A 23,778-nucleotide genomic window follows, 5' to 3' on the forward strand; every position below is an offset into this window, starting at 1 on the left:
TTAAAAATTGTAATTTATGAAGTATCCTACTAAAAAAGTAAATGGTTTTTGATAAATTTTCATAAAAATGTAGCTGAATATATGAAATTATTATCAATATTTACTATATACCTTAAAAATTCATAATAAAATCTAGTTTATTTAGATCAAAAACCCTAAATATTCTGAAATATCAAGTTTTAAACAGAAGCAAATAAGGATAGATATTCGAAATGGTTCAGGCTTGTTTTGATGCACATCCACTATAATACATTTAGTATATTAGCTTTGTTTCTTTATCACGATAAATGGCTGATCAAAACACTTCCAACAAATTAGGATTATGGACAAGCACCTCGCTTGTTGTTGGTAATATGATAGGTTCCGGTGTCTTTCTGATGCCGGCTGCGATGGCTGCTTTCGGAGGCATCGGTTTATTGGGGTGGCTGTTTTCCGCTATAGGCTCCTTCTTCCTCGCTAAAGTTTTCAGCAACCTTAGCAAGTTGATACCCAATAAAACAGGCGGTCCTTATGTGTACACACGGGCCGGATTTGGTGATTTTGCAGGCTTCCTGGTAGCATGGGGATATTGGATAGCCAACTGCGGAGCTAATGCGGCTATTGTTATTTCCTTCATCAGCGCGATGAGCGTATTTTTCCCATTCATGGCTACCAATACCGCGGCAGCTATCACTATTGGATTAGCATCGATCTGGTTAATTACAGGCATCAATTCATTAGGGGTAGCTTTATCCGGCAGATTTCAATTGGTTACTACTATTTTAAAATTACTGCCATTGGTTTTGATATCCGTTGGTGGTCTATTCTTTATAAAAACACAAAATTTTCATCCTTTTAATTTAAGCGGAAAGCCAATCTTTTCAGTAATAACCATCACAGCTACCATGACTATGTTTGCCTTTGTAGGTATTGAGTCCGCTACCATCCCGGCAGGCAGTACTGAACATTCAGAGAAAACCGTTTCACGTGCAACAATGCTGGGTATGCTGATCTCGACCATTGTCTATATCCTGGGGAGTATCAGCATTATGGGTATTATTCCGGCTGCCCAGTTGCAGCAATCCGCTACGCCTTATGCTGATGCTGCTGCCATTATTTATGGCCCCGCTGCAAGATACCTCGCGAGTGTGGGCGTGGCTATTGCCGCTTTCGGTGCGCTTAATGGCTGGACATTGATACAAGGACAGGTGCCTTATGCTGTGGCAAAAGATAAACTGTTCCCCGGTGTATTTGGCAGATTAAATAAGAAAGGTGTACCGGGCATCGGTATGGCCATCAGCAGCGGAATGACTTCCTTACTTTTGCTGATGAACTTTACCAAAGGACTGGTAGAGCAATTTAAATTTTTGCTGCTGTTAGCTACTCTTAGTATACTGATACCTTACCTGCTTTCTGCGGGTGCCTATATTATCCTTGGGACCAAGAAGCATGCTTTGCATAAAGCCAGTCGGGTAAGCGTGGTCGTACTTGGCTTGCTGGCTTTTGTTTATTCTTTATGGGAGATCTATGGATCTGGCGCAGAGACGGTTTATTATGGCTTTCTGTTCCTGATGGCTGGAGTGCCATTTTATATCTGGTTGAGTTATAAAAAGCATAGGGCGGAGGAGTAAAAGTATAATGCTTCTTAAATCATGCTAAAATCAAGTACACAACAAATAATACACAGTATTATTGATTCAATTTCAGCTTTCCCTGATTATACTGAGTTATCCATTGGTATTTATGAAAACGAATTAATGGACTATGTTGGCTTGCTGAAGGAAAATAATGTTATTAAACAGATTGACAATAAGAATACATCATTTGAAACGGGGTCTATAACAAAAGTCTTCACTGCGAATATCCTCGTACAATTATTTATGGAGAGCGGAGTGGAATTTGACGATCTGATTAGTAAATACTTATCGTTTAGTATAAAAGGAAACCCTTCTATAACATTAAAACACTTGGCAAGCCACACTTCAGGTTTACCAAGATTACCCGAAAACTTTTTCTCCTATCCCGAATATGTTTCAGATAATCCATATCTGAATTATGACGAGAAGAGGTTGATTACCTATTTAACAAAGGAATTGGAGCTTATTAGTCAGCCAGGCAAAGAATTTTTGTATTCGAATTTGGGAATGGGTGTATTAAGTTATGTGCTTTCAAAAACAGAAAACAAACCATTTTCTCAATTAGTAGAGGATCGAATTTTTAATAAGTTAGATATGTCGAATTCAACGTTTGATAGTAATGAACTTAATACACGAACAGCCAAAGCTATCAATAACGAAGGGGGGCATGTTGGCTATTGGGATGGGGGTATTTTAAATGGTTGTGTTGGTATCATATCCACTGCTGAAGATATGATGAGATTTGCAAAAAATGTACTGGATACAAGCAACAAAGTTTCTGATTTGCAAATGCGGGAAATGGCTACTGTCCGCCCCGGAGTAATGATGTGTATGGGATGGGCAAAGGGAATAGATAATGATGGAGCATCGGTTTATTGGCATAATGGAGGCACTGCTGGTAGCGCCGCTTCGTTGGCTGTCAATAGAGAAAAGTGTTCTGCTGTAATTATATTATCTAACATTGACCCTGAAAAGTACATGAAGCAGGTTGAACCTTTTGTATTAAAATTATTAAAATAAAAAAACGCCCTGAATTTCTTCAAGGCGGCTACTATATAATGCAGTTTTTTATTCTCCCTGCGACTGCTCATGCAATTCTTCCTGCCTAAACAGTTTAGCGCTGAAGAAATCGTTATTCATGCGGCCGATATTAGTCAGGGTGATCTCTTTAGGGCATTCTGCTTCGCAGGCACGGGTGTTGGTACAGTTACCAAAGCCTTCTTCGTCCATCTGTGCTACCATAGATTGTACACGACGGTAACGCTCTGGCTGACCCTGCGGCAACATACCTAATTGAGATACTTTAGCCGATACAAACAGCATAGCTGAAGCATTTTTACAAGCAGCCACACAAGCACCACAACCAATACAGGTAGCAGAGTTGAAAGCCTCGTCAGCAATTACTTTTGGAATGGCTATTTCGTTAGCATCAGGTACACCACCTGTATTTACAGATACATAGCCACCGGCCTGTTGTATACGGTCGAACGCTGAGCGGTCAACCGCCAAATCCTTTATTACCGGGAACGGTGCAGCACGCCATGGTTCGATAGTGATGGTTTGTCCATCATGGAAACTGCGCATGTGCAGCTGACAAGTGGTGATAGCCCTTTTTGGTCCGTGAGGATGGCCGTTGATGTACAGCGAGCACATACCGCAAATACCTTCACGGCAGTCATGGTCAAAATATATAGGGTCTTCTCCCTTGTGTACAAGGCTTTCATTCACCACATCCAGCATTTCAAGGAAAGACATATCCGGCGAAATACCATCCGCTTTATAAGTCACAAATTTACCCGCTGTTTGCGCATTCTTTTGGCGCCATACTTTCAGCGTCAGGTTCATGTTGTTAGCACTACTCATTCTTTATTAGATTTGAGATCTGAGATTTGAGATTTGAGATAAAGCCAATAGCTCTTTACAAAGTCAATACCAAATCTTGTAATTAAATTCTTACTTAGTTAAAACTTGTTGAAAAGCATAATTCATTTTCTGCAATTCATCAATTTGCTTTAACAAAGCATTTAATATATCATCGTTTAATAAACTTAATCGGTTCGCTATTACCAATTGTGTTTGCAACTCGTAAGATGAACCATTTGCTATACCTAAAAAGTTGCAAAACTCTTTGTTAGAGTTCCTTCCGGCACCCTCAGCAATATTTGAAGGAATTGAGACTGCTGACCTGCGTGATTGACTTGTCAAACCAAAACGTTCGTCAGAAGGAAATTGTGCGGTAGCCTTATAAACTTCAATAGTAAGGTCCATCGCTTTATTCCATATCTTCAATTCTTTCAGGTTGTGCATAGTTATATAGATTTTATATGAGGTGTTAGATATAAGAAACTGAAACACTCTGTCTCAAATCTCATATCTAACATCTCAAATCTTATTTATAGCTTCTTTGTGTTAAATGAACATTTTCAAATTCCAGCACTTCTTTGTTCAATACTTCAGGCTGGTTGTCGCCTTTATACTCCCATACGGCTACGAATGCAAAGTTATCGTCATCACGAAGTGCTTCACCTTCCGGTGTTTGTGATTCAACCCTGAAGTGGCCACCGCATGATTCTTTGCGCATCAGTGCATCGTCAACCATCAGCTCTCCCAATTCAAGGAAATCGGCTACACGACCTGCTTTCTCCAGCGATTGGTTCAATTCTTCATTCTCGCCTAATACAATGGCATTCTTCCAAAAATCAGCACGCAGGGTTTGAATTAAAACTTTAGCTTTTTTCAGACCTTCTTCGTTACGCGCCATACCGCAATACTCCCACATGATGTGACCTAGCTCACGGTGATATTCATCCACCGTTTTGGTACCTCTTAATGAAAGTAATTTTTGGATACGTTCTTCTACTTCTTGCTTGGTTTTTGCGAAAGCCGGGTTATTGGCATCAATAGGTTTTGGACCGATAGTTGCCAGGTAATCACCCAAAGTATAAGGGATCACAAAATATCCATCAGCCAATCCCTGCATCAATGCAGATGCACCCAAACGGTTTGCGCCGTGGTCAGAGAAATTAGCCTCACCTAAGCAATACAAGCCCGGCACATTGGTCATCAGGTTATAATCAACCCAAAGGCCACCCATGGTGTAGTGCACAGCCGGGTAAATACGCATTGGCTGTTTGTAAGGGTTCTCATCGGTGATCTGGTAGTACATGTCAAACAGGTTACCATATTTTGCCCTTACCGCATCTTCGCCCAAACGGGAGATCGCATCAGCAAAGTCAAGGAAAACGGCCACACCGGTAGAGCCTACGCCCCTTCCTTCATCAACCATTTCTTTGCCATTACGAGATGCAACGTCACGAGGTACGAGGTTGCCGAATGATGGATATTTTCTTTCAAGGAAGTAATCCCTGTCTTCTTCTTTTAAGTCGGTTACTTTCAGCTCACCTTTACGCAGTTTCTGAGCAAGCTCTACTGTTTTTGGAGCCCATACACGTCCGTCATTACGCAGTGATTCAGACATCAGCGTTAATTTAGACTGATGGTCACCAGTTACCGGGATACAAGTTGGGTGTATTTGCGTATAGCATGGGTTGGCAAAAAAAGCACCGCGTTTGTGGGCCCTCCAGGCTGCAGTAACGTTACATCCCATAGCATTGGTAGACAAATAGAACACGTTTCCGTAACCACCTGTACACAACAATACCGCATGACCTGAATGTGTTTCCACTTTGCCTGTCTCCAAATTACGGGTTACGATACCCTGTGCTTTGCCGTCAACAATAACCACGTCCAGCATTTCGCTACGGGTGTACATTTTTACTTTACCGGCATTGATCTGGCGGTTCAAAGCTGAATATGCGCCCAATAACAATTGCTGTCCGGTTTGACCCCTTGCGTAAAAAGTACGCGATACCTGTGCGCCACCGAATGACCGGTTATCCAGTAGCCCCCCGTACTCACGGGCAAAAGGAACACCCTGTGCCACACACTGGTCAATAATATTTACAGATACCTCTGCTAAACGGTAAACGTTTCCTTCGCGGGCACGATAGTCACCACCTTTAATGGTATCGTAAAACAAACGGTAAACACTGTCACCATCGTTACGGTAGTTTTTTGCAGCGTTGATGCCACCCTGTGCAGCAATAGAGTGTGCGCGGCGCGGACTATCCTGGAAACAGTATGCCTTTACATTATAACCCAGCTCGGCCAGTGAAGCAGCTGCCGAAGCACCCGCCAAACCGGTTCCTACCACAATCACATCGTATTTACGCTTATTGGCCGGGTTAACCAGTTTAAGGTTAAACTTATGCGTACTCCATTTTTCGGCTAAAGGGCCTTTTGGAATTTTAGCATCTAAACTCATATCGTGAAATTATAATCTCTAAATTCTAAACTCTAACTAACCTCAGTCTATCAGACTTACGGATTAAATTAACTATTATGGTACAATATCCAGTATATCACAGGCATAGCAGTAAACCCTAACGGGATGATTACCGCGAACAGCCAGGTACCAACAAATTCTACTATAGGCGTATACTTACGATGCACCCATCCCAGCGTCCGGAAGGCGCTCTGGAAACCATGCTTAAGGTGAAACGCTACTGCGACCATCGCTATCACGTAAAAGAGAACATACCACCATTGCTTAAAGCTTGTCTTGACACGGTCGTGCAGGTCTTTCACCCTTACAATCTCAAAGTTATTAACCGTTTGCACCGAGTTTTCAAAATCGGGTGAGGCTGGACTGAATTCAATCGACTGGGTTTGGCCCGATGACAGATCAGTCCGATATTCTTTGTAGGTCATACTGCCACTGTATTTGTAGCGGTACCAGAAGTCACTCATGTGTATCACTATGAACAAAAACAGGATAGCGCCCAAAAAGCCCATGTTTTTCGACTGCCATGTAGCATTGTCAGATGCTGTAACAGCATATCTTACCGGCCTTGCCTTGCGGTTAAGTGTAGTAAGCACAATGGCATAAATGGTATGCACCAATATGGACAGGTACAACAGGTAAGCGACCACCTCTATCGGCGGAAAATGCGTCAGGAAATTGGCGTAAACATTAAATGCAAAACCATCATCATGTTTAAACAACAACAGGTTACCCCCCACGTGCACGATTAGAAAGGTACACAAAAACAAGCCTGTTAAAGCCATGATCAGCTTTTTGCCCAGCGATGAGTTAAAGGTTTGTTTAAATTCGCTCATTACTTATTTAGATTTATTTAGCAAAAGTATTTATTATATGACAAAAGATAGAAATGCTTTGCGGTAATTGACAAGCAAACCGTTATTTAGAAACGTTCTAAGTTTAGTTGATTGAGTTAAGTGGTTGGTTAAGTTGATTTGGTTATAAATAATCAAACTAATAGAACCCGATCTAACTTAGTCTAACTTAATCCAACCTAATCAACCTATTACAATCACCTTATCTTCCAGCACCCCAAATATCCTATCATCTTTTTGCTGTCGGATGGCAACCCTGCCAGTGAATCTGCCGAATGATGGCAGTATGGCCTGTCTTTCTCCAAAGGCGAAACAGGGAATAGTGATACTTTGCCTGCCACGGCCCCTTAATGATACTCCGGGGTGGATATGACCACAGAACACATAACCCTCAGTTTGTTGTAATTTCTCTTCGCTAAGCGGATGGTGCAGCATCAGAAAAGGATCGATCAGTAATTCATCATGCAGTGCGATATTGAGATCGATATAATGCTGATCATTAATAATGTCGTGATTACCGCGAATGAGAATGATCTCCAGCTTAACGAATTGCTGTCGCCACAACCTGAACCATTCCCAGTCGGCATTCATATCGCTGTGAAAAAAGTCGCCGAGGAAAATGAGTTTTTGGGGCTTGTGCTCAAATATCAGGTCTGACAGTGTAGCCAGATCACTCTGCTCCATATTACGCGGAACGGCAATACCCGCCTTGCGGAAATGCCCTACCTTGCCCAAATGCACATCGGCGGCGATTAAGGCTTTTTGTTGTTTCCAGTAAATGGCTTTTTGCGGTAATAATATCAGGTCCTGATCAAGGAAATTAAAGTCGAGTCCGGCACAGATCGTCATGGAGCAAATTTAATAAATTATGATTACACCTGTAAGTATTGAGGTGTAGCGCTACGCTACATCTGCTACAGGATGCTATACCTGTAATCCGTGTATAGGTTTACACTTTATTTTTTGTCTGAACCAGAATTTTACTGAATTCTGGAAATTCTGTAATTGTGAAAATTCTGATTCAAACAGTTTTTCAATTTAGATTAAGTACCCTTCGGAACTTAAACTGGGAATTAATAATAAACGATGGATAACTAATAAAAAAATAAACTAACCATTTTTTGGTAATTTGATGAATTGTTTTTACATTTGATTAACCAAATCCAATGAATATGAAAAAACCAGTCAAAGCAGCAGTATTTAATCAAACGTAGCAATGGAGGTAATCATTGAAGACCGCTTTCTAGGTGAAGTGGCCAGTATTGGAAAGGTGCATGGAAAATCACCATATCCGCCAGAAGTGCTAATAGCTTTTAAAAAGCGATTGTTTCAGATCAAACAGGCAAATAATACTATTGATCTAAGAAATAACAAAAGCTTGCATTTTGAAAAATTGAAGGAAAAGAAATATGAAGGTAAATATTCAATCAGATTGAATATTGCTTACCGTTTAATATTTCGTATTGAAAACAATCAGAGTAGCCGATTAGAAATAATTTGCATAGAAGAAATAAACAATCACTACTCGTAACTTTAATCGTCCAGGAGGCGTTATACTTTTATGAATAATAATCAAGTATTAGATCATAACGGTAATGAAATTGAAATAGAGGCATTCCACCCTGGTGAATTTTTACAGGAGGAAATAGAAGCAAGAGAAATCCTAAAAAAGGATATTGCAAAATCTCTTGACATTTTGCCCCAACATTTAAGCGAAATTTTCGCTGGGAAAAGAAATATATCAGCAAGGCTTGCTGTAAAGCTTGAAAAGATTTTAGGAATCAGTTCCCATTACTGGCTAGGCTTACAAATGGAATATGATCTGTTTGTGGCCAAACAATTAGAAGCTCAAGTTTAATTTGAGCTTTTTTTATTTATAACCCACGCTCCTGCATGCATTCAGCTTGAGGTTATAACTTATCCAATTAATAATATGCTAAAGCAATATCAAACCTTTGAGTTGATTAAAGACCTCAATCCTGTAATCAAAAAAGGAATGCTTGGAGTAATATTGGAAATATACGATGCAGATAACTATGAGGTTGAATTTATAAAAGAGGATGGTACTAATTATGAATATGAGGGGCAAGGTACATTCACGATAAAATCCGACATAATAAAATAACATTCCACTGGTTTAAGAGTTCAGCACAGCGCTCTTAAATCACAAATGATAACGTTAAATCCTATAAATCAAGGTTCAGACAAACAAGGAGGCCCCCGATAAATCGGGGGCCTCTTGCTATTTATTAATCACTTAAACTATTATTTCTTACTGATCTCCATCACCTTGCTGAAACACGTTGTTAAACGCAGTTCCGTCAGGATAGTAACCGGTAATTACCAGGTTGCCGTTTCTCAGGCTTGGTAGTGCCCTGCTAATATCGTCAGAGTTATTAACCGGTTGTTTGTTTATGCTGGTGATGATAGAGCCTACAGGGATCTGTGTATCGTCGAACATCAATCCCGGACGAACCTGTGTAACCACCACACCAGAACGTACATGGAACTTAGCTTTTTCTGCTGAGCTCAACGGCCTGAAGCTTGCGCCCATTTTATTGTACAGTTCCTCAGATGATTTGCTGCCACCACGGCGTGCAACTAAATTACCTGCATCCGCTTTTAGCGTTACTGATACATTCTTTTCGTCATTACCACGCAATACGGTCAGGTCAATTTTATCGCCTGGCTGTAAACGTCCTACAGGCTCCTGCAAGTCTGATGACTCGTACACAGTTTTCCCACCTACTTTGGTAATAATATCGCCATGCTGCAAGCCTGCCTGTGCAGCTCCGCTGCCCTGGGCAACATCGTCAATATATAAGCCTACAGTTTTGCTGATGTGTAAGGCATCTGCCGCATCCTGGTCAAGCTCTTTGAAGCTTACACCCAAATAACCACGTTTTACGGCACCATATTTTTCAATATCATTCAACACTTTTTTAGCCAGGTTAATAGGGATGGCAAAACCATAACCCTCGTATGACCCGGTTTGTGAAGCAATAGCCGAGTTAATACCGATCAGCTCACCTTTAGTGTTCACCAATGCACCACCGCTGTTACCAGGGTTAATAGCCGCATCCGTCTGTATAAATGATTCGATACCAGAGTTCAGTTGTTTACGCTGACCGCGTTGACCCCCAAAAGGTGATTGCTGGTCGCGATCCTCGCTGCCGATAATGCCTATACCACGACCTTTAGCACTCACAATACCCGCAGTAACTGTTGATGTCAGTCTGAAGGGGTTACCTACAGCCAGTACCCACTCGCCTACTTTCACGGCGTCAGAGTTACCAAATTTTACGATAGGCAGGTCGCTTGCACTTACTTTGATCAATGCAAGGTCTGTATTAGGGTCAGTACCGATCACTTTCGCAGTATAGTGTTTGTGATCGTTAGTTACCACTTCAATTTTATCTGCTTTTTCAACCACGTGGTTGTTGGTAACGATAAAACCATCAGGAGAGATGATCACACCTGAACCTGAAGCCATCTGCGGACCCTGTGGCACTGCACGCTGACCAAACATATCACCAAATAATTGCTGCATCTGGTTCTGTCCGCTGCTCGCATCTGCCGCATAAGTAGTACGGATATAAACTACGGCAGGTGTTACTTCGGCGGCAGCAACCGTAAGGTCAACCTCCCCGGCCGATGATAAATTGGATGATGGTAATGGGTTATTTGTAAAATAGACTTTCTGTTTTTCTTCCAGGCTCATGTTGCCGGCATACTTATTCTCGATCACTTTGTATGTACCTAACGCCAGAGCACCGCCTAAAAACGCGGTAAGAATTGTTAAACCAAATTTTTTCATTTTCTCTAATCTGTTTTTTAAAATCATAATGAAGCTATAATTGCTCATTTTTAGTTAACTATGCTAATGCTGTTACACTTAGCATGTCAAATTTAATACCATTAAGACGTCATAATCAATGTTAAGTTATAGGGATTTTTGTTAAAATTTGTTAAAATTGATGGCTGTAATAAATTTACGATTATCAGGGCTTATTGCCCAATTGTAAATTTACTTAAAAGTTAAGCAAAATAAGTGAAAATAAGATTCTATAAATACCAGGGCGCAGGCAACGATTTTATTTTGGTTGATAACCGGAAAAATATTGTAAATCATCATGATCCTAAGCTGATAGCACACCTGTGCGACCGCAGGTTTGGCATTGGCGGCGATGGCATGATGTTTTTACAAGACAAGCCCGGCTATGATTTTGAGATGATTTACTACAATGCCAATGGGCAGCCAAGCAGCATGTGCGGCAATGGCGGGCGCTGTATTGTTGCTTTTGCCAAGTTTTTAGGAGTGATTGACACGGAGACTAACTTTTTGGCAGTCGACGGGCCGCATTATGCCAAAATTTCAGCAAGCGGCGATTGGGTGAGCCTGCAAATGATCGATGTAAACGAGATCAGCCAGGATAAAGACGCTTATGTGCTCAATACCGGTTCGCCGCATTATATCGAAATGGCTACCGGCTTAAAGGATAAAAATGTCTACCGCGATGGTTACGCCATCCGCAATAATGATACTTATAAAGCAAAAGGTATCAACGTAAATTTTGTTGAACCATTAAACGACGGTTACTTTGTGCGCACCTTTGAGCGCGGCGTTGAAGACGAAACCTTTGCCTGCGGAACAGGTGTTACAGCCGTAGCTCTGGCCATGGCCAAACACAACCATCAAACCGGCAAACTCAATACCCCCATCAAAGTATTAGGCGGCGATCTCAACATCCGCTTTGAGACCGACGGCACCAACTTCAGCAATATCTTTTTAGAAGGCCCGGCCGTGCAGGTGTTTGAAGGGGAAGTGGAGATTTGATTGTCATTGGTCATTGTGTCATTAGTCATTGGGAGAGATAATCATTAAGCACAAACAAATTCTTATTTCCTTGGGTTGATAAATAATGGCGAATGATAGAATCGAACTGGTTCGGGGTGATATCACCAAAATGCAGGTGGATGCAATTGTTAATGCAGCCAATACTTCTTTGCTGGGTGGCGGCGGTGTGGATGGAGCTATCCACCGTGCAGGCGGCAAAGCCATACTAGACGAATGCATCAAAATAAGAAACAAACAGGGCAGCTGTGAAGTTGGTGAGGCGGTAATTACTACAGCCGGTAACATGCCCTCAAAATATGTGATCCATACAGTAGGCCCGGTCTGGAGCCGAACCAAAAAGGACGCAGACGAATTACTTGCCAACGCCTACCGCAACAGCCTGAAACTGGTAGTAGAAAACAAAGTAAAAACCATCGCCTTCCCCAATATTAGTACCGGCATTTATCATTTCCCAAAAGATAAAGCTGCTGAAATTGCCGTCAAAACAGTAAAAGATTTTTTGTCACCAAATCAGCAGATAGACAAGGTGATATTTGTTTGTTTTGATGAGGAGAATTATGGAATATATGAAAAGATATTAGGTGAGTAGTTATATTTACGACTACTTAAACAATACTAACCTAAACCAAAAATGAAACTTGACCGCTACGAGCTAAAGGCTGGTAATAATTTAACTACGTTTGAGTTTATCAGTGAAGGTCCAAAGGGTCAAATCCCTAAACTAATTCAGTTTACTCCAACCAACTATAAAGATTTATATAACCTCGCCTTTGGAGATAAAAATTCTGAAACAGAACAAATTGACGATATTGTTATTTCGAACAATGGGGATAGTGAACTCGTATTAGCTACTGTTGTGGCAACTTTATATGCCTTTACAGATAAATATCCTGACACCTTGGTTTATGCTACAGGCAGTACAAAGGCTCGAACACGACTTTATAGAATGGGCATTTCTAAATATTTTGGAGATGCGCAAAGCGACTTCGAAATTTTTGGTCAGATTCACAATGAGTGGGAGCCTTTTGCTAAAGGGACGGATTATGAAGCATTTGTAGTGAAAAGAAAATTGTTTAATTTTGAGGTATGAGAACAATAAAAGAACTTAATAAGAAAAAAGTACCTGTTGTTCGTATTGACGAAACATTGGACAAGTATAACGATGTCGTATTGTTCCCTGAAAAAGTTGCCCAGGCTAATGAAATGCTACGCAAAGTTGGTCTTCCCAAGGAAAAAAATGACCAAACGTCAATTTCCAAATGATTAATCCACAGTGTTAACAATTATTTAACACCATTTACTTTTAATTAAGCAGAAAACTGTTTAGGTTTGAATTTTTTTGTTGATGTAACTTCTCTTACTTTTTTACCTATAAGAGAATGTTACGCGTCGACAGTTCAAAACCATGCCAGATAATTTATGCCGTTTGCCGGCATGAGTATCTCTCGTATGTGCTTGAACCACACATAGTTCAGCTAAATCCCAACGGCGAATTTTCATTAACCTACCAACGCCTTTTCTCAAATACCGCACAGGAATTCAGCGAATTTTTGGACGAAACGGACTTTAAACTGATCAAGCTGCTGGAGGAAATGGAGCAGGGCCATATCATCAAAAAGTTCTATAAAAAACCTATACGTCCGTTCGAGTTTTTCAGTAAGATATTTAACGAACAGCTTTTTGACACCATCCGCCCAAAAATAGAAAAGCGTATGGCCGATGCCCTGGCGCTATTACCCGGCAAGCAGATCTACTCCATGAGCAAGGAAGGCTACCCTGCCGAGCGCAAACTGCAAATAGCAGAGGAACCAGCTTCGGTGCTGTTCCACTTCAGGCGTGACGATACGGAGATCAGGTATTTCCCTACCATCAAATACCAGGGCATGCGCATCGAGTTCATGTTCAAAAATGCCGAGATTGTCTGTAACCAACCTGCATGGATGCTGCTGGATGATATTTTATATTATTTTGATAAAGGCATCGAAGGTAAAAAGCTTGTCCCTTTTCTCAACAAAAGATATATCGCGATCCCAAGATCGTCAGAGCAATCATACTTTGAAAAATTTGTGGCACCGCTGATAGAGAAGCACAACGTTTATGCCGAGGGCTTTACCATCAATACCGAAAAACATGAGGCTACACCTGTTTTAAAACCGATCTATATTGAAGGTGGCACATCGCAACTCCAGCTTTATTTTAAATATTCAGGCTACATTTTTCCTTATGGTGATGGACGCCAGGTTTCAGTAAGGATGGAGCGCAATGGCGATGATTATCTTTTCCATCGTATCAAACGTTCAGTTACCTGGGAGAAAAATAAGCTGACGTTTTTGGAGGAACTTGGCCTGCAAACCGTATCCACCCTGTTCCAAAACCTGGAAGTAGCAGGCACCGTAGAGGATGAGGACCGCTCCTTCTCAGTATTTGAATGGCTCAATCAGCACCACGACCAGCTACTGGCCGAGAGCTTTGAAATAGAACAACCCGAAGGGCAAAAACGCTACCTGTTTGGCAGCAGCAAAATAGACCTCGAGGTAACCGAAAATAACGACTGGTTTGATATTTATGCCGTAGTGTATTTCGGTAATTATAAGATACCTTTCATCCAGCTAAAAAATCATATTCTTAACCGTAAAAAGGAGTTTACACTGCCCAACGGCGAGATAGCTGTTATCCCCGAAAAATGGTTTTCGCAATACGGCAACCTGCTACATTTTTCTGAAGGTAGCGATGGGATCAAATTGCGCCGCCATCACATCGGCCTCGTAAATGAATTGGCCGAAGGCGAATTGGCCAGTATAACCATGAGCCGTAAACTCCAAAAATTAAGCGACTACGAGGACATGGGCGACATTGCTATGCCACATAGTTTCAAAGGCAGTTTAAGACCGTACCAAAAAGCGGGCTTTAACTGGTTCCACTTTTTGCAGTATTATCATTTTGGTGGCTGTCTGGCGGATGACATGGGTTTAGGTAAAACCATACAGACGCTTGCCCTCCTGCAAAAACACAAAGAGGACACAGAGACAAACGGCAGCAAGAGTACCTCGCTTATTATTATGCCTACCTCGCTCATCTATAACTGGCTCAACGAGGCTAAAAAATTTACGCCCAAACTGCGCATGATGGTACATACGGGCACGCTTCGTTACAAATCGCCGGAAGTATTTACCAATTACGATGTGGTGATCACTACTTACGGCATTACGCGTATAGATATTGAGTTGTTCAAGACCTATTTCTTTGATTATATAATTCTTGATGAGAGTCAGAATATCAAGAACCCTTCATCTAAATCTTACCAATCCGTAAAGCAGCTAAAATCACGCTTTAAGCTGATACTGAGCGGTACGCCGGTTGAAAATTCAGTGAATGATCTATGGACGCAGATGTCGTTCATTAATCCGGGATTATTGGGCAGTCAGCAGTTTTTCCAAAACGAATTTGTGACGCCGATAGAAAAGAAAAAGGATGAAGACAAAGCCCGCAAGCTGCAGGCGCTGATCAAACCTTTTGTTCTTCGTCGTACCAAGGAACAGGTAGCAACTGAATTACCACCAAAGACAGAAAACCTGTTCTACTGTAAAATGAGCGATGAACAGGCCAGCGTTTACGAGAAGGTAAAATCAGAATACCGCAACGAACTGCTGAAGAGTTTGGAAGACGGCACCTTTGCTAAAACTCAGATACAGGTTTTAACCGGATTAACCAAGCTAAGGCAGATCGCTAATCATCCGTCTATGATCGATGAACAGTATGAGGGCGACTCGGGTAAATTTGAGGATGTGGTACACACGCTTTCAAACGTGCTGGATGGCGGGCATAAGGTACTCGTGTTCTCCCAATTTGTAAAACAGCTAACTATCTACCGCAATTATTTTGATGAAAAAGGCATCCCTTATGTTTATTTGGATGGCAGCACCCAAAATCGCGGGGATGTAGTAAAACGTTTCCAGGAAGATGAGAAAACAAGGGTATTTCTGATCTCGATAAAAGCCGGTGGCGTAGGTCTTAACCTAACGGAAGCCGACTATGTTTTCATCCTTGACCCATGGTGGAACCCGGCTGTGGAACAGCAGGCAATCGACCGTACGCACCGCATCGGACAAACCAAAAACGTGTTCATCTATAAATTCATCACCAAAGATTCTGTTGAGGAAAAGATACTGGCGCTTCAACATCGCAAATTAAAAGTAGCCCAGTCACTCATCACCACCGAAGAAAGCTTTATCAAATCGCTCTCTGCAGATGATATTAAAGAGATCCTGGGCTAATTTATTCTGTCGTGAATTTAAATATCTATTGGACCAGGTAATTTAGCGGGATCTATTTCATCGCCGGGGCTCACATCCCCGCTGGTCAAAAAATTAATAAAGTTTTATCGCCGGGCAACATTTACACTATGTCTCGTCGTAATTAAGGTTAACTATAAACAAATTCATGTTTATATTGTATAAACATTACTCAAAACCACAACGACAATGAAAACACTATCCCTTTTCGCCTTGATGATCTTTTGCAGTGCCTTTGCATTTAGCCAAAGTAAAAAAGTAGCTGTCTGCTGCAGTCAGTCAACATCATCTACGCAAATGTTTGCCATGCTGGCGTCTGATAAAAAATTCGTTTTATCACACCCTAACCCAAAGCCATATCACTTTCAAAGCAGTATTGGCAAGGCTATTACCTATAAAACCGCCGATGGAAAAGACGCCAATGCTTTTGAAATGAAAGCAAAAAAATCTACCAATAATTGGCTTTTGGTAATACATGAGTGGTATGGATTGAATGATTTTATAAAACACGAATCGGAAAAATTATACGACGATCTGGGCGATGTGAATATACTTGACCTTGACCTATATGATGGAAAAGTAGCAACTAACCGCGATGATGCCGGCAAATACATGCAGGCGGTAAAAGAAGACCGTGCCCAGGCTATTATTAAAGGTGCCATAGCTTATGTAGGCCCTAAAGCACATATCGCAACTATAGGCTGGTGCTTTGGCGGTGGATGGAGTTTGCAGGCAAGTATTTTAGCCGGCAAACAGGATGTAGCTTGTGTAATGTACTACGGCATGCCCGAGCAGGATGTAAATAAGCTAAAAACATTAAACGGAGATGTATTAGGAAATTTTGGCAACAAAGACGCCTGGATCAACCCAAAAGTGGTAGCCAAATTTGAGACAGATATGAAAGCCGCCGGTAAAAAATTGGAATTGCATCAGTTTGACGCCGATCATGGTTTTGCCAACCCGAGCAACCCTATTTATGATAGCCAGGCAACAAAAGATGCCTACGGATATACCTTAGCGTTTCTGAAACCAAGGCTGAAGTAGATTTAGTTCATAGGTCATTGTTGATAGTTCATAGCAATAAAGGATGAACAATAAGTATCTTTTGCAATTACTATGAACTATCAACCATGAACCATCTGCTATAAAGTTTTTCGTAACATTGCACAAATTTTCACCTGTTGACTACTGCCTCCAAGAAAATATTCTCCTACCTGCTCAAAGCTGTAATTCTAGTTTTAGCAGGTATTTTTATTTATCATCGGGTAAACAACAATGATAATCTAAAGCAATTTGAAAATCTGATAGGCCACATCAGTCGTAGTCAGGTAATTGTCACCATGTCATTCGTTATATTTTTAATGGTGGTAAACTGGGTATTAGAGTCGCTTAAGTGGCAGTACCTAACCCGTACATTGGTTAAAATAACTACATGGGAGGCAATTGAGGCAGTATTTTGCGGTTTAACCTGGGCCATATTTACCCCCAATCGCATTGGCGAGTATGGTGGCCGGGTATTGTTTTTACCTAACCGCAGGCGCATACATGGTGTATTTGCTATGGCTGTAGGTTCATTCGGGCAAAATGTAATTACCAATGTGCTCGGCCTTATTGCGTTGATGTGGTTTGCTTTTACGTATCAACCCATTAATTTATGGCTGGCAGGCGGATTGTCAGTTGGTGCCATTGGCTTTATTGTTTTGATACTGGTATTTTATTTTCACATTCGCTGGCTTGTTACGCTATTAAATAAGATCCGTTTTCTTAAAAAATATCATCGTTTTTTTGACATCATAGGACGTTACGGGTTCCACGAGTTACTCAACATCATGTGGTTTTGCCTGGCCCGCTTTTTTGTTTTTTCATTCCAGTATTACCTGGTGATACATTTATTAATGCCGCAAATACCGGTTTTCCAGATGATGATGATGGTATTTATATTATTCTTTATCCAATCGGCCCTGCCTTCGCTTGACCTGATCGATGTTGGTGTGCGTAGTATGACAGCGTCTGCCTTTTTTGTTTATATTACCGACCAAAAATTAGCAGTTATTGCAGCGGTATCATCCATCTGGCTGATCAATCTGATTATTCCTGCTATTTTAGGTTCAGTATTCGTTTTAAAACTCAAATTCTTTGATCGCGCTTCTTAGTTGTATATCATTATTACTTACAGCCCTGTACCTTTTAGTACTGGTGTATCTTATTAAAGGATGGGCAAATCTAAAGCGTCCAAAAAATACAAACAATGCTCCTGCAACCAAAGTAACCATACTGATAGCTGCCCGCAATGAAGAAGCACGGATAAATTATACCATTGATGATATACTAGCGCAGGACTATCCCAAAAATCTTACTGAGATCATTTTTGTAGATGATCACTCAACTGACCGCACTGCTGAAATCATCCGTAGCTATGCAGATCGTGGAGTAAAGCTGCTGCAATTAAATGAGGATAAACCGCTTAATTCTTATAAAAAGAAAGCAATTGCTAAAGCAATTGACATGTCTACAAGCGATTTAATGGTAGCTACAGATGCCGATTGCCGCATGGGCAATAAATGGTTATCATCCATAGTCAATTATTTTGAAACAAGCGATTCGGTAATGATCTCATCACCAGTAGCTTATTTTGAAGAACGCAGCCTGTTTGAATATATGCAGACATTGGAGTTTGCTTACCTTATCGGTATCGGAGCTTCGTTCATCGGCAATAAAAGAGCATCTACCTGTAATGGCGCCAACCTGGCCTACCGCAAAGATGTATTTTATGAAGTTGGTGGTTTTAAAGGCATAGACGATCTGGCATCTGGCGATGATGAACTGTTACTACAAAAGGTAGCAGAGCGCTATCCCGGACGCATCGGTTTTTTAAAATTAAGAGAGGCAATTGTGTATACTCATGCCAAACATACATTGAATGAGTTTTTGCAGCAACGCCGCCGCTGGGCATCCAAATCAACTAAATATAAAGACAAAAAAATAGTTGCTTTAGCGGTTAGTATCTGGCTGTTCAACTTATCGTTACTGTTTAATGCGGGGTTAGGCTTCTATAATATTTATTTTTTCAAGCTTTTTGCCTTGCAGTTTCTATTAAAGTATCTATTTGAACTGGCTTTTCTGGTACCTATTACCGCATTTCTAAAACGCACAGGCCTGGTAGCTTTACTGCTACTGCTTATCCCTCTGCATATTATTTATTTTGTATACATCGGCCTGATGGGTAATACCCGAAAATATGTGTGGAAAGGCCGTGTAGTGCGATAAAACTTTGTTTTTGATATTAAATACGCGATATTTATCCAACTGATCTATTAAAAACAATTGGCCGAACTAACCCCATCCCAGCGCACCTGGAAAGAATTCAAACGCAACAAAATTGCTGTTGCTGGCCTTGTATTTATCTTACTTTCAGTACTTATAGCTGTACTCGGTTATCTGGTAATGCCCGATTCAACCCCGCTTGCCAATAAAATGACCATCCAACTCAGCATCAAAAAACCAGGAGCTACTTTCACTATGCTGCGTATCCGCAAAAGCGAACCGGTGGATACCGTTAACTTATTTACAAAAATGTTACATGGGCAGCCTTCTTTTTATACAGATGTCCCCATTACAGGCTATCATTTTGCAATGGACTCTATTTATGTGGATGAGTATATTGGGGAAGAAGATAAGCCGGAAAAAAAAGCGTATAGCGTGGTTGAAGTTATTACCGGAAAAAAATTACCTGATCTGGTCAATAAGCATCCCGCTTTTGGACCGAAATTGGTAAATGCTAAACAATTGGACGAAAAAATTATTTCAGAACAGATCATAAAACGGACCTTCTGGTTGGGTACAGATACTTATGGCCGTGATTTATTGAGCCGGCTTATTCTTGGCGCGCGGGTATCGTTGGCGGTAGGTTTTATGTCGGTAATTATTAGTCTGCTGTTGGGTATTACAGTGGGTGCAGTAGCCGGTTATTTTGGCGGATGGGTTGATTTATCATTAAGCTGGCTGATGAATATTTTGTGGGCTCTCCCCGCCCTGCTATTAGTTATTGCAATATCGTTTGCATTGGGCAAAGGATTGTGGGAAGTATTTATTGCCGTAGGCTTGTCTATGTGGGTCGAGGTGGGACGATTAGTAAGGGGGCAGGTATTAGGCTTAAAACAAGTAGAGTTTATCGAGGCTGCACGGTCAATGGGTTTTAATAACGCACGCATAATCCGTCGCCATATTTTGCCCAATATTATCGGGCCGATATTGGTGCTGGCTTCATCAAATTTCGCTTCGGCTATATTGCTTGAGGCAGGGCTCAGTTTCCTGGGCTTTGGCGCTCAACCGCCTATGCCTACATGGGGAAGTATGATAAAAGAACATTATGGATACATTATTATGAATTCTGCCTATCTTGCCATATTACCAGGATTGGCCATTATGCTAATGGTATATGCCTTTAACCTGGTGACTGTGGGATTGAGGGATGCATTCGATATAAAATCACAAAGTACACGTATTTAAAAAATTTATTCATTATTTTGAGCAGTCTCTAAACCACCAATGCAAAGTATCGAGGAAATCTCCGGGGAAGATGAGCTAATACGGCTGTTGCTTAAAAGGCAGTCAGAATTAAACTCATTACTTGAAGTTACCAGGGCCATCAACAAAAACATTTCGACACCTGTACTGATCCAGATGCTCGAAGTGATTATGCAGAATTATCTGCAGATAGGTAAGCTACGCTTTTTAATTGAGCATGAGGGCAGCTTTGTATGCATTTCCAGTTATGGTGGCGATGTTGAAAGTGCCAAGACATTGCATCAGGCGTGCAAAAAAATGAAAACCAAGTCGCCGGCGCCATTATCGAAGCACGAAGATCCCCTGCTAAAAAAGTACGACTATTTTATCCCCTTCCATCATAAAACCAAAGCCCTGGCCTACGCCCTGATCGGTGATTTTAATACAACCGATGAGATGCTGAACAATGATCTGAACTTTATCCAGACATTAATCAATGTGATTGTTGTGGCCTTGGAAAACAAGAAGCTTTTCCGTGAACGGATGGAGTCCGAACGTTTTAAGCGCGAAATGGAGCTTGCCCAGGAAGTACAAAATATGCTGATCCCACTCCGATTGCATAAAGAACCCGGTGTAGAGATAGGAGCCAAATATTTCCCGCATCAAAATATTGGTGGCGACTATTTCGACTTTGTGCGCATCAACGACCATGAGTTTTTATGGTGTATAGCAGATGTATCAGGAAAAGGAATATCGGCAGCTCTGCTGATGGCTAATTTCCAGGCAAGCTTACGTGCATGGGCCGCGGTAGAGGATGACCTCACCAATATTGTTGACCGCCTGAACCAAATCGTATTAAAAAACACAAAAGGCGAGCGTTTTATAACCCTCTTTGTGGCTAAATATAATGAGCATACAAGGAAGCTAAACTTTATAAATGCAGGCCATAATCCCTCTATATTATATAGCAACGGCCAGGCTGTATCACTTAAGCTGGGCACTACTATGATTGGGGTGTTTGATGAACTGCCCTTTTTAAACCAGGGAGAAGTAGATGTTGAACCCGGAAGTTTAATTTTTAATTATACCGATGGGCTAATGGATTACGATGTACCCACCCCAAAATTGTGGAACGAGGATAAATTGCTGAGTTTCGTAATAAATAACGGTAACCTTTCGCCAGATAAGTTTAACCAGACACTGCTGGATCACTTAAACCTGATCATCAAAGGCAAACCTATTGATGATATTACGCTGCTTACGATAAGGATATCTTAGGTTTTATAGTTGATTAAGTTAGAATGGTTGATTGAGTTGAAAAATTGAGTCAGTAGAAACCACTTAACCTAATCAACTAAATCTAACTTAATCAACCACCTTTCTCAAAAAAACATATTTTTGCAATATGCTATTGGCAAGGTATCAGTACGAATTGGTTGAGGCGGGTTGTGATGAAGCCGGACGTGGCTGCCTTGCCGGACCTGTATTTGCAGCAGCAGTAATATTACCTCACGATTTTGACCATCCCCTGCTTAATGATTCCAAGCAACTATCCGAAGAAATAAGATATAAGCTAAGAACCGAGATCGAAGAAAAGGCTATTGCCTATGCCGTAGCATTAGTTGACAATATAGAGATCGATGAGATCAATATCCTCAACGCGTCTTTCCTGGCTATGCACCGTGCTATCGAAAAGCTTAGTATCGATCCGCAGTTTTTAATTATCGACGGTAACCGCTTCAATAAATACAAAAAAACTCCTCATCAATGTATTGTTGAGGGTGATGCCAAATATTTCAGTATCGCCGCGGCTTCAATTCTCGCCAAAACTTATCGCGATGATTTTATGAAGCAGATTGCAACCGAGCATCCTGAATATGACTGGCATAGCAATAAAGGCTATCCAACCATAAAACATCGCGAGACTGTATTGAAAATGGGATTTACACCTTATCATCGCCGCACCTTCAGGGTAACAGACCCGCAACTAAGTATTTTCTAAAAGATGTTTTGATTAGGTGCTAACGGTTTTTACATTTGTTGAAACCACCAAACCAAAAATTGAAGGTCCTGATTCTGACACATCGCGTTCCATTCCCTCAAAATGGGGGTTATCCCATTGTGGTTTGCAATACCATACTCGGCCTGGTTAATTTGGGTCATGAGGTATCCCTGGTCTCTCTTAATGCTAAAAAACATATTCACGAAACCGAAGAGAAGGATGAACTACTCGATAGGATCAATTACCGCGTTTATGATATAGACACCAGTGTCTCGCTCTTTGACGGCTTACTGGATATTTTCAGTAAAAGCACCTATAACATCGATCGTTATTTCGACGAGGAATTTGAAAAATTGTTAATACGCACGGTAAAAAATACCAAATACGATATCATCCAGTTTGAAGGTTTATTTGTGGCGCCATATGTAGATGCAGTGCGAAAAAATTGCACATCCAAACTGGTTTATCGTGCACACAATATCGAGCACCAGATATGGGAAATGATGGCCCAGCAAAAGACCGATCCTTTTAAAAAGTTCTACCTTAAGTTGATGGCCCGGCGGATAAAGAAATACGAACTGTCGCATATCAATAAATTTAATGCAATAGCGGTATTTACCGGTCAGGATAAAAATGCTATGCTGCATTACGGAGCAACAGTACCGGTAGAGATGGTACCCCTGGGGGTCGAGCTTGATCATTATCATCCTGATTTTTCTAAAACAGAATTTCCAAGCCTATTTTTTTTAGGCTCGCTTGACTGGATGCCCAACCGGGAAGGAATAGAGTGGTTTCTGAAAACTTTTCATAATGATTTTGTGAATGATGACTTGCGTGCACGCTTCTATGTAGCCGGCAATGAGATTCCCGAAGAATTTGATGATTACGATGTAATGGGCAAGATATTTATACAAGGCGAAGTAGACGACGGGCTGGAATTTGTGAACAGTAAATCTATCATGATCGTACCGCTGCTTTCCGGCGGTGGTATGCGCGTTAAAATTGTGGAGGGGATGGCCATGCAAAAATGTATCATCTCCACCTCGCTCGGAGCAGAAGGAATTAACTATAAAAATGGCGTAAATATATTGATAGCCAATAACCGCGAAGAGTTTTTCAAGGCCATCAGGCGCTGCATAGCTGATGAAGATTATTGCAAGGCTGTCGGTTTAAACGCCCGCAAACTGATAGAGCAACAACACGATGTAAACAAGGTATCGGATATTTTAGTTGCCATGTATCAGTCGTTGTTGTAGAGTGGTTGTAGAAGTTGTAGATATTAGAAAGGTTGTAGAAGTGAAAAACCGT

Annotated in this window: 23 protein-coding genes; 17 read left to right on the forward strand and 6 right to left on the reverse strand. The window is 41.1% G+C overall.

Annotation, left to right across the window (positions count from 1 at the left end; all coding sequences use genetic code 11):
* Positions 1 to 287: 287 nt before the first annotated feature.
* Positions 288 to 1,610: an amino acid permease gene (locus ACPPVU_RS25330; protein WP_426669524.1), complete on the forward strand. Its 1,323-nt coding sequence runs from the start codon at positions 288 to 290 to the stop codon at positions 1,608 to 1,610.
* A 21-nt stretch (positions 1,611 to 1,631) separates the two neighbouring features.
* Positions 1,632 to 2,636 (forward strand): serine hydrolase domain-containing protein, encoded by a 1,005-nt coding sequence (locus tag ACPPVU_RS25335; RefSeq protein WP_426669525.1) that lies wholly within the window; start codon positions 1,632 to 1,634, stop codon positions 2,634 to 2,636.
* Positions 2,637 to 2,684: 48 nt separating this feature from the next.
* On the opposite strand, the gene ACPPVU_RS25340 is transcribed toward ACPPVU_RS25335, so the two are convergent.
* The 5 genes from ACPPVU_RS25340 to pdeM all read right to left on the reverse strand — a co-directional run bounded on the left by ACPPVU_RS25340 (position 2,685) and on the right by pdeM (position 7,661).
* The gene (locus ACPPVU_RS25340; RefSeq protein ID WP_426669526.1) at positions 2,685 to 3,479 is read right to left on the reverse strand and encodes a succinate dehydrogenase/fumarate reductase iron-sulfur subunit; all 795 of its coding nucleotides are present in this window, start codon (positions 3,477 to 3,479) and stop codon (positions 2,685 to 2,687) included.
* A 90-nt stretch (positions 3,480 to 3,569) separates the two neighbouring features.
* Complete coding sequence (locus ACPPVU_RS25345; RefSeq protein WP_426669527.1) at positions 3,570 to 3,923, reverse strand: four helix bundle protein; 354 nt, start codon at positions 3,921 to 3,923, stop codon at positions 3,570 to 3,572.
* Between the two features lie 82 nt (positions 3,924 to 4,005).
* Positions 4,006 to 5,940: a fumarate reductase/succinate dehydrogenase flavoprotein subunit gene (locus tag ACPPVU_RS25350; RefSeq protein WP_426669528.1), complete on the reverse strand. Its 1,935-nt coding sequence runs from the start codon at positions 5,938 to 5,940 to the stop codon at positions 4,006 to 4,008.
* A gap of 68 nt (positions 5,941 to 6,008) precedes the next feature.
* Complete coding sequence (locus ACPPVU_RS25355) at positions 6,009 to 6,794, reverse strand: succinate dehydrogenase cytochrome b subunit (protein ID WP_426669529.1); 786 nt, start codon at positions 6,792 to 6,794, stop codon at positions 6,009 to 6,011.
* 201 nt (positions 6,795 to 6,995) lie between these two features.
* Positions 6,996 to 7,661: a ligase-associated DNA damage response endonuclease PdeM gene (pdeM, locus tag ACPPVU_RS25360; RefSeq protein WP_426669530.1), complete on the reverse strand. Its 666-nt coding sequence runs from the start codon at positions 7,659 to 7,661 to the stop codon at positions 6,996 to 6,998.
* 367 nt (positions 7,662 to 8,028) lie between these two features.
* On the opposite strand from pdeM, the gene ACPPVU_RS25365 reads away from it, so the two are divergent.
* The 3 genes from ACPPVU_RS25365 to ACPPVU_RS25375 all read left to right on the forward strand — a co-directional run bounded on the left by ACPPVU_RS25365 (position 8,029) and on the right by ACPPVU_RS25375 (position 8,937).
* Positions 8,029 to 8,343, forward strand: a complete 315-nt coding sequence (locus ACPPVU_RS25365) for a type II toxin-antitoxin system RelE/ParE family toxin (protein WP_426669531.1) — start codon at positions 8,029 to 8,031, stop codon at positions 8,341 to 8,343.
* 30 nt (positions 8,344 to 8,373) lie between these two features.
* Entirely contained in the window at positions 8,374 to 8,670 is a 297-nt protein-coding gene (locus ACPPVU_RS25370; protein WP_426669532.1) for a HigA family addiction module antitoxin, read from the forward strand.
* A gap of 75 nt (positions 8,671 to 8,745) precedes the next feature.
* Complete coding sequence (locus tag ACPPVU_RS25375; protein WP_426669533.1) at positions 8,746 to 8,937, forward strand: DUF4926 domain-containing protein; 192 nt, start codon at positions 8,746 to 8,748, stop codon at positions 8,935 to 8,937.
* 147 nt (positions 8,938 to 9,084) lie between these two features.
* Here the strand turns inward: ACPPVU_RS25375 and ACPPVU_RS25380 are convergent, their stop codons facing one another.
* Positions 9,085 to 10,629: a Do family serine endopeptidase gene (locus ACPPVU_RS25380; protein ID WP_426669534.1), complete on the reverse strand. Its 1,545-nt coding sequence runs from the start codon at positions 10,627 to 10,629 to the stop codon at positions 9,085 to 9,087.
* A 234-nt stretch (positions 10,630 to 10,863) separates the two neighbouring features.
* Between ACPPVU_RS25380 and dapF the strand changes: the two genes are divergently transcribed.
* The 12 genes from dapF (at position 10,864) to ACPPVU_RS25440 (ending at position 23,726) form a co-directional block, all read left to right on the forward strand.
* Entirely contained in the window at positions 10,864 to 11,649 is a 786-nt protein-coding gene (gene dapF / locus ACPPVU_RS25385; RefSeq protein ID WP_426669535.1) for a diaminopimelate epimerase, read from the forward strand.
* An 85-nt stretch (positions 11,650 to 11,734) separates the two neighbouring features.
* Positions 11,735 to 12,259: an O-acetyl-ADP-ribose deacetylase gene (locus tag ACPPVU_RS25390; protein ID WP_426669536.1), complete on the forward strand. Its 525-nt coding sequence runs from the start codon at positions 11,735 to 11,737 to the stop codon at positions 12,257 to 12,259.
* Between the two features lie 42 nt (positions 12,260 to 12,301).
* The gene (locus ACPPVU_RS25395; protein WP_426669537.1) at positions 12,302 to 12,760 is read left to right on the forward strand and encodes a DUF6934 family protein; all 459 of its coding nucleotides are present in this window, start codon (positions 12,302 to 12,304) and stop codon (positions 12,758 to 12,760) included.
* On the forward strand, positions 12,757 to 12,933 hold the full coding sequence (locus tag ACPPVU_RS25400) for a hypothetical protein (RefSeq protein ID WP_426669538.1): 177 nt from the start codon (positions 12,757 to 12,759) through the stop codon (positions 12,931 to 12,933). Before ACPPVU_RS25395 ends, ACPPVU_RS25400 begins: the two co-directional genes overlap by 4 nt.
* Positions 12,934 to 13,049: 116 nt before the next feature.
* Positions 13,050 to 15,944, forward strand: a complete 2,895-nt coding sequence (locus ACPPVU_RS25405) for a DEAD/DEAH box helicase (RefSeq protein WP_426669539.1) — start codon at positions 13,050 to 13,052, stop codon at positions 15,942 to 15,944.
* A gap of 207 nt (positions 15,945 to 16,151) precedes the next feature.
* Positions 16,152 to 17,006: a dienelactone hydrolase family protein gene (locus tag ACPPVU_RS25410; protein WP_426669540.1), complete on the forward strand. Its 855-nt coding sequence runs from the start codon at positions 16,152 to 16,154 to the stop codon at positions 17,004 to 17,006.
* Between the two features lie 137 nt (positions 17,007 to 17,143).
* Entirely contained in the window at positions 17,144 to 18,115 is a 972-nt protein-coding gene (locus tag ACPPVU_RS25415; protein ID WP_426669541.1) for a hypothetical protein, read from the forward strand.
* Positions 18,099 to 19,229, forward strand: coding sequence for a glycosyltransferase (locus ACPPVU_RS25420; protein ID WP_426669542.1), 1,131 nt, complete (start codon positions 18,099 to 18,101; stop codon positions 19,227 to 19,229). The genes ACPPVU_RS25415 and ACPPVU_RS25420 overlap by 17 nt, the downstream gene beginning before the upstream one ends.
* Positions 19,230 to 19,286: 57 nt before the next feature.
* The gene (locus tag ACPPVU_RS25425; protein ID WP_426669543.1) at positions 19,287 to 20,471 is read left to right on the forward strand and encodes an ABC transporter permease; all 1,185 of its coding nucleotides are present in this window, start codon (positions 19,287 to 19,289) and stop codon (positions 20,469 to 20,471) included.
* A 39-nt stretch (positions 20,472 to 20,510) separates the two neighbouring features.
* The gene (locus ACPPVU_RS25430) at positions 20,511 to 21,746 is read left to right on the forward strand and encodes a PP2C family protein-serine/threonine phosphatase (protein ID WP_426669544.1); all 1,236 of its coding nucleotides are present in this window, start codon (positions 20,511 to 20,513) and stop codon (positions 21,744 to 21,746) included.
* 127 nt (positions 21,747 to 21,873) lie between these two features.
* Positions 21,874 to 22,470, forward strand: coding sequence for a ribonuclease HII (locus tag ACPPVU_RS25435; protein ID WP_426669545.1), 597 nt, complete (start codon positions 21,874 to 21,876; stop codon positions 22,468 to 22,470).
* A 59-nt stretch (positions 22,471 to 22,529) separates the two neighbouring features.
* Positions 22,530 to 23,726, forward strand: coding sequence for a glycosyltransferase family 4 protein (locus ACPPVU_RS25440; protein WP_426669546.1), 1,197 nt, complete (start codon positions 22,530 to 22,532; stop codon positions 23,724 to 23,726).
* Positions 23,727 to 23,778: the final 52 nt, after the last annotated feature.

The organism is Mucilaginibacter sp. McL0603, from assembly GCF_049992945.1.
GTDB lineage: Bacteria > Bacteroidota > Bacteroidia > Sphingobacteriales > Sphingobacteriaceae > Mucilaginibacter.

Bases quoted from the DNA above. Each gene is read 5' to 3' on its own strand.
- ACPPVU_RS25330 (WP_426669524.1), top strand. From the start codon at position 288: ATGGCTGATCAAAACACTTCCAACAAATTAGGATTATGGACAAGCACC.
- ACPPVU_RS25335 (WP_426669525.1), top strand. From the start codon at position 1,632: ATGCTAAAATCAAGTACACAACAAATAATACACAGTATTATTGATTCA.
- ACPPVU_RS25340 (WP_426669526.1), bottom strand. From the start codon at position 3,479: ATGAGTAGTGCTAACAACATGAACCTGACGCTGAAAGTATGGCGCCAA.
- ACPPVU_RS25345 (WP_426669527.1), bottom strand. From the start codon at position 3,923: ATGCACAACCTGAAAGAATTGAAGATATGGAATAAAGCGATGGACCTT.
- ACPPVU_RS25350 (WP_426669528.1), bottom strand. From the start codon at position 5,940: ATGAGTTTAGATGCTAAAATTCCAAAAGGCCCTTTAGCCGAAAAATGG.
- ACPPVU_RS25355 (WP_426669529.1), bottom strand. From the start codon at position 6,794: ATGAGCGAATTTAAACAAACCTTTAACTCATCGCTGGGCAAAAAGCTG.
- pdeM (WP_426669530.1), bottom strand. From the start codon at position 7,661: ATGACGATCTGTGCCGGACTCGACTTTAATTTCCTTGATCAGGACCTG.
- ACPPVU_RS25365 (WP_426669531.1), top strand. From the start codon at position 8,029: ATGGAGGTAATCATTGAAGACCGCTTTCTAGGTGAAGTGGCCAGTATT.
- ACPPVU_RS25370 (WP_426669532.1), top strand. From the start codon at position 8,374: ATGAATAATAATCAAGTATTAGATCATAACGGTAATGAAATTGAAATA.
- ACPPVU_RS25375 (WP_426669533.1), top strand. From the start codon at position 8,746: ATGCTAAAGCAATATCAAACCTTTGAGTTGATTAAAGACCTCAATCCT.
- ACPPVU_RS25380 (WP_426669534.1), bottom strand. From the start codon at position 10,629: ATGAAAAAATTTGGTTTAACAATTCTTACCGCGTTTTTAGGCGGTGCT.
- ACPPVU_RS25390 (WP_426669536.1), top strand. From the start codon at position 11,735: ATGGCGAATGATAGAATCGAACTGGTTCGGGGTGATATCACCAAAATG.
- ACPPVU_RS25395 (WP_426669537.1), top strand. From the start codon at position 12,302: ATGAAACTTGACCGCTACGAGCTAAAGGCTGGTAATAATTTAACTACG.
- ACPPVU_RS25400 (WP_426669538.1), top strand. From the start codon at position 12,757: ATGAGAACAATAAAAGAACTTAATAAGAAAAAAGTACCTGTTGTTCGT.
- ACPPVU_RS25405 (WP_426669539.1), top strand. From the start codon at position 13,050: ATGTTACGCGTCGACAGTTCAAAACCATGCCAGATAATTTATGCCGTT.
- ACPPVU_RS25410 (WP_426669540.1), top strand. From the start codon at position 16,152: ATGAAAACACTATCCCTTTTCGCCTTGATGATCTTTTGCAGTGCCTTT.
- ACPPVU_RS25430 (WP_426669544.1), top strand. From the start codon at position 20,511: ATGCAAAGTATCGAGGAAATCTCCGGGGAAGATGAGCTAATACGGCTG.
- ACPPVU_RS25435 (WP_426669545.1), top strand. From the start codon at position 21,874: ATGCTATTGGCAAGGTATCAGTACGAATTGGTTGAGGCGGGTTGTGAT.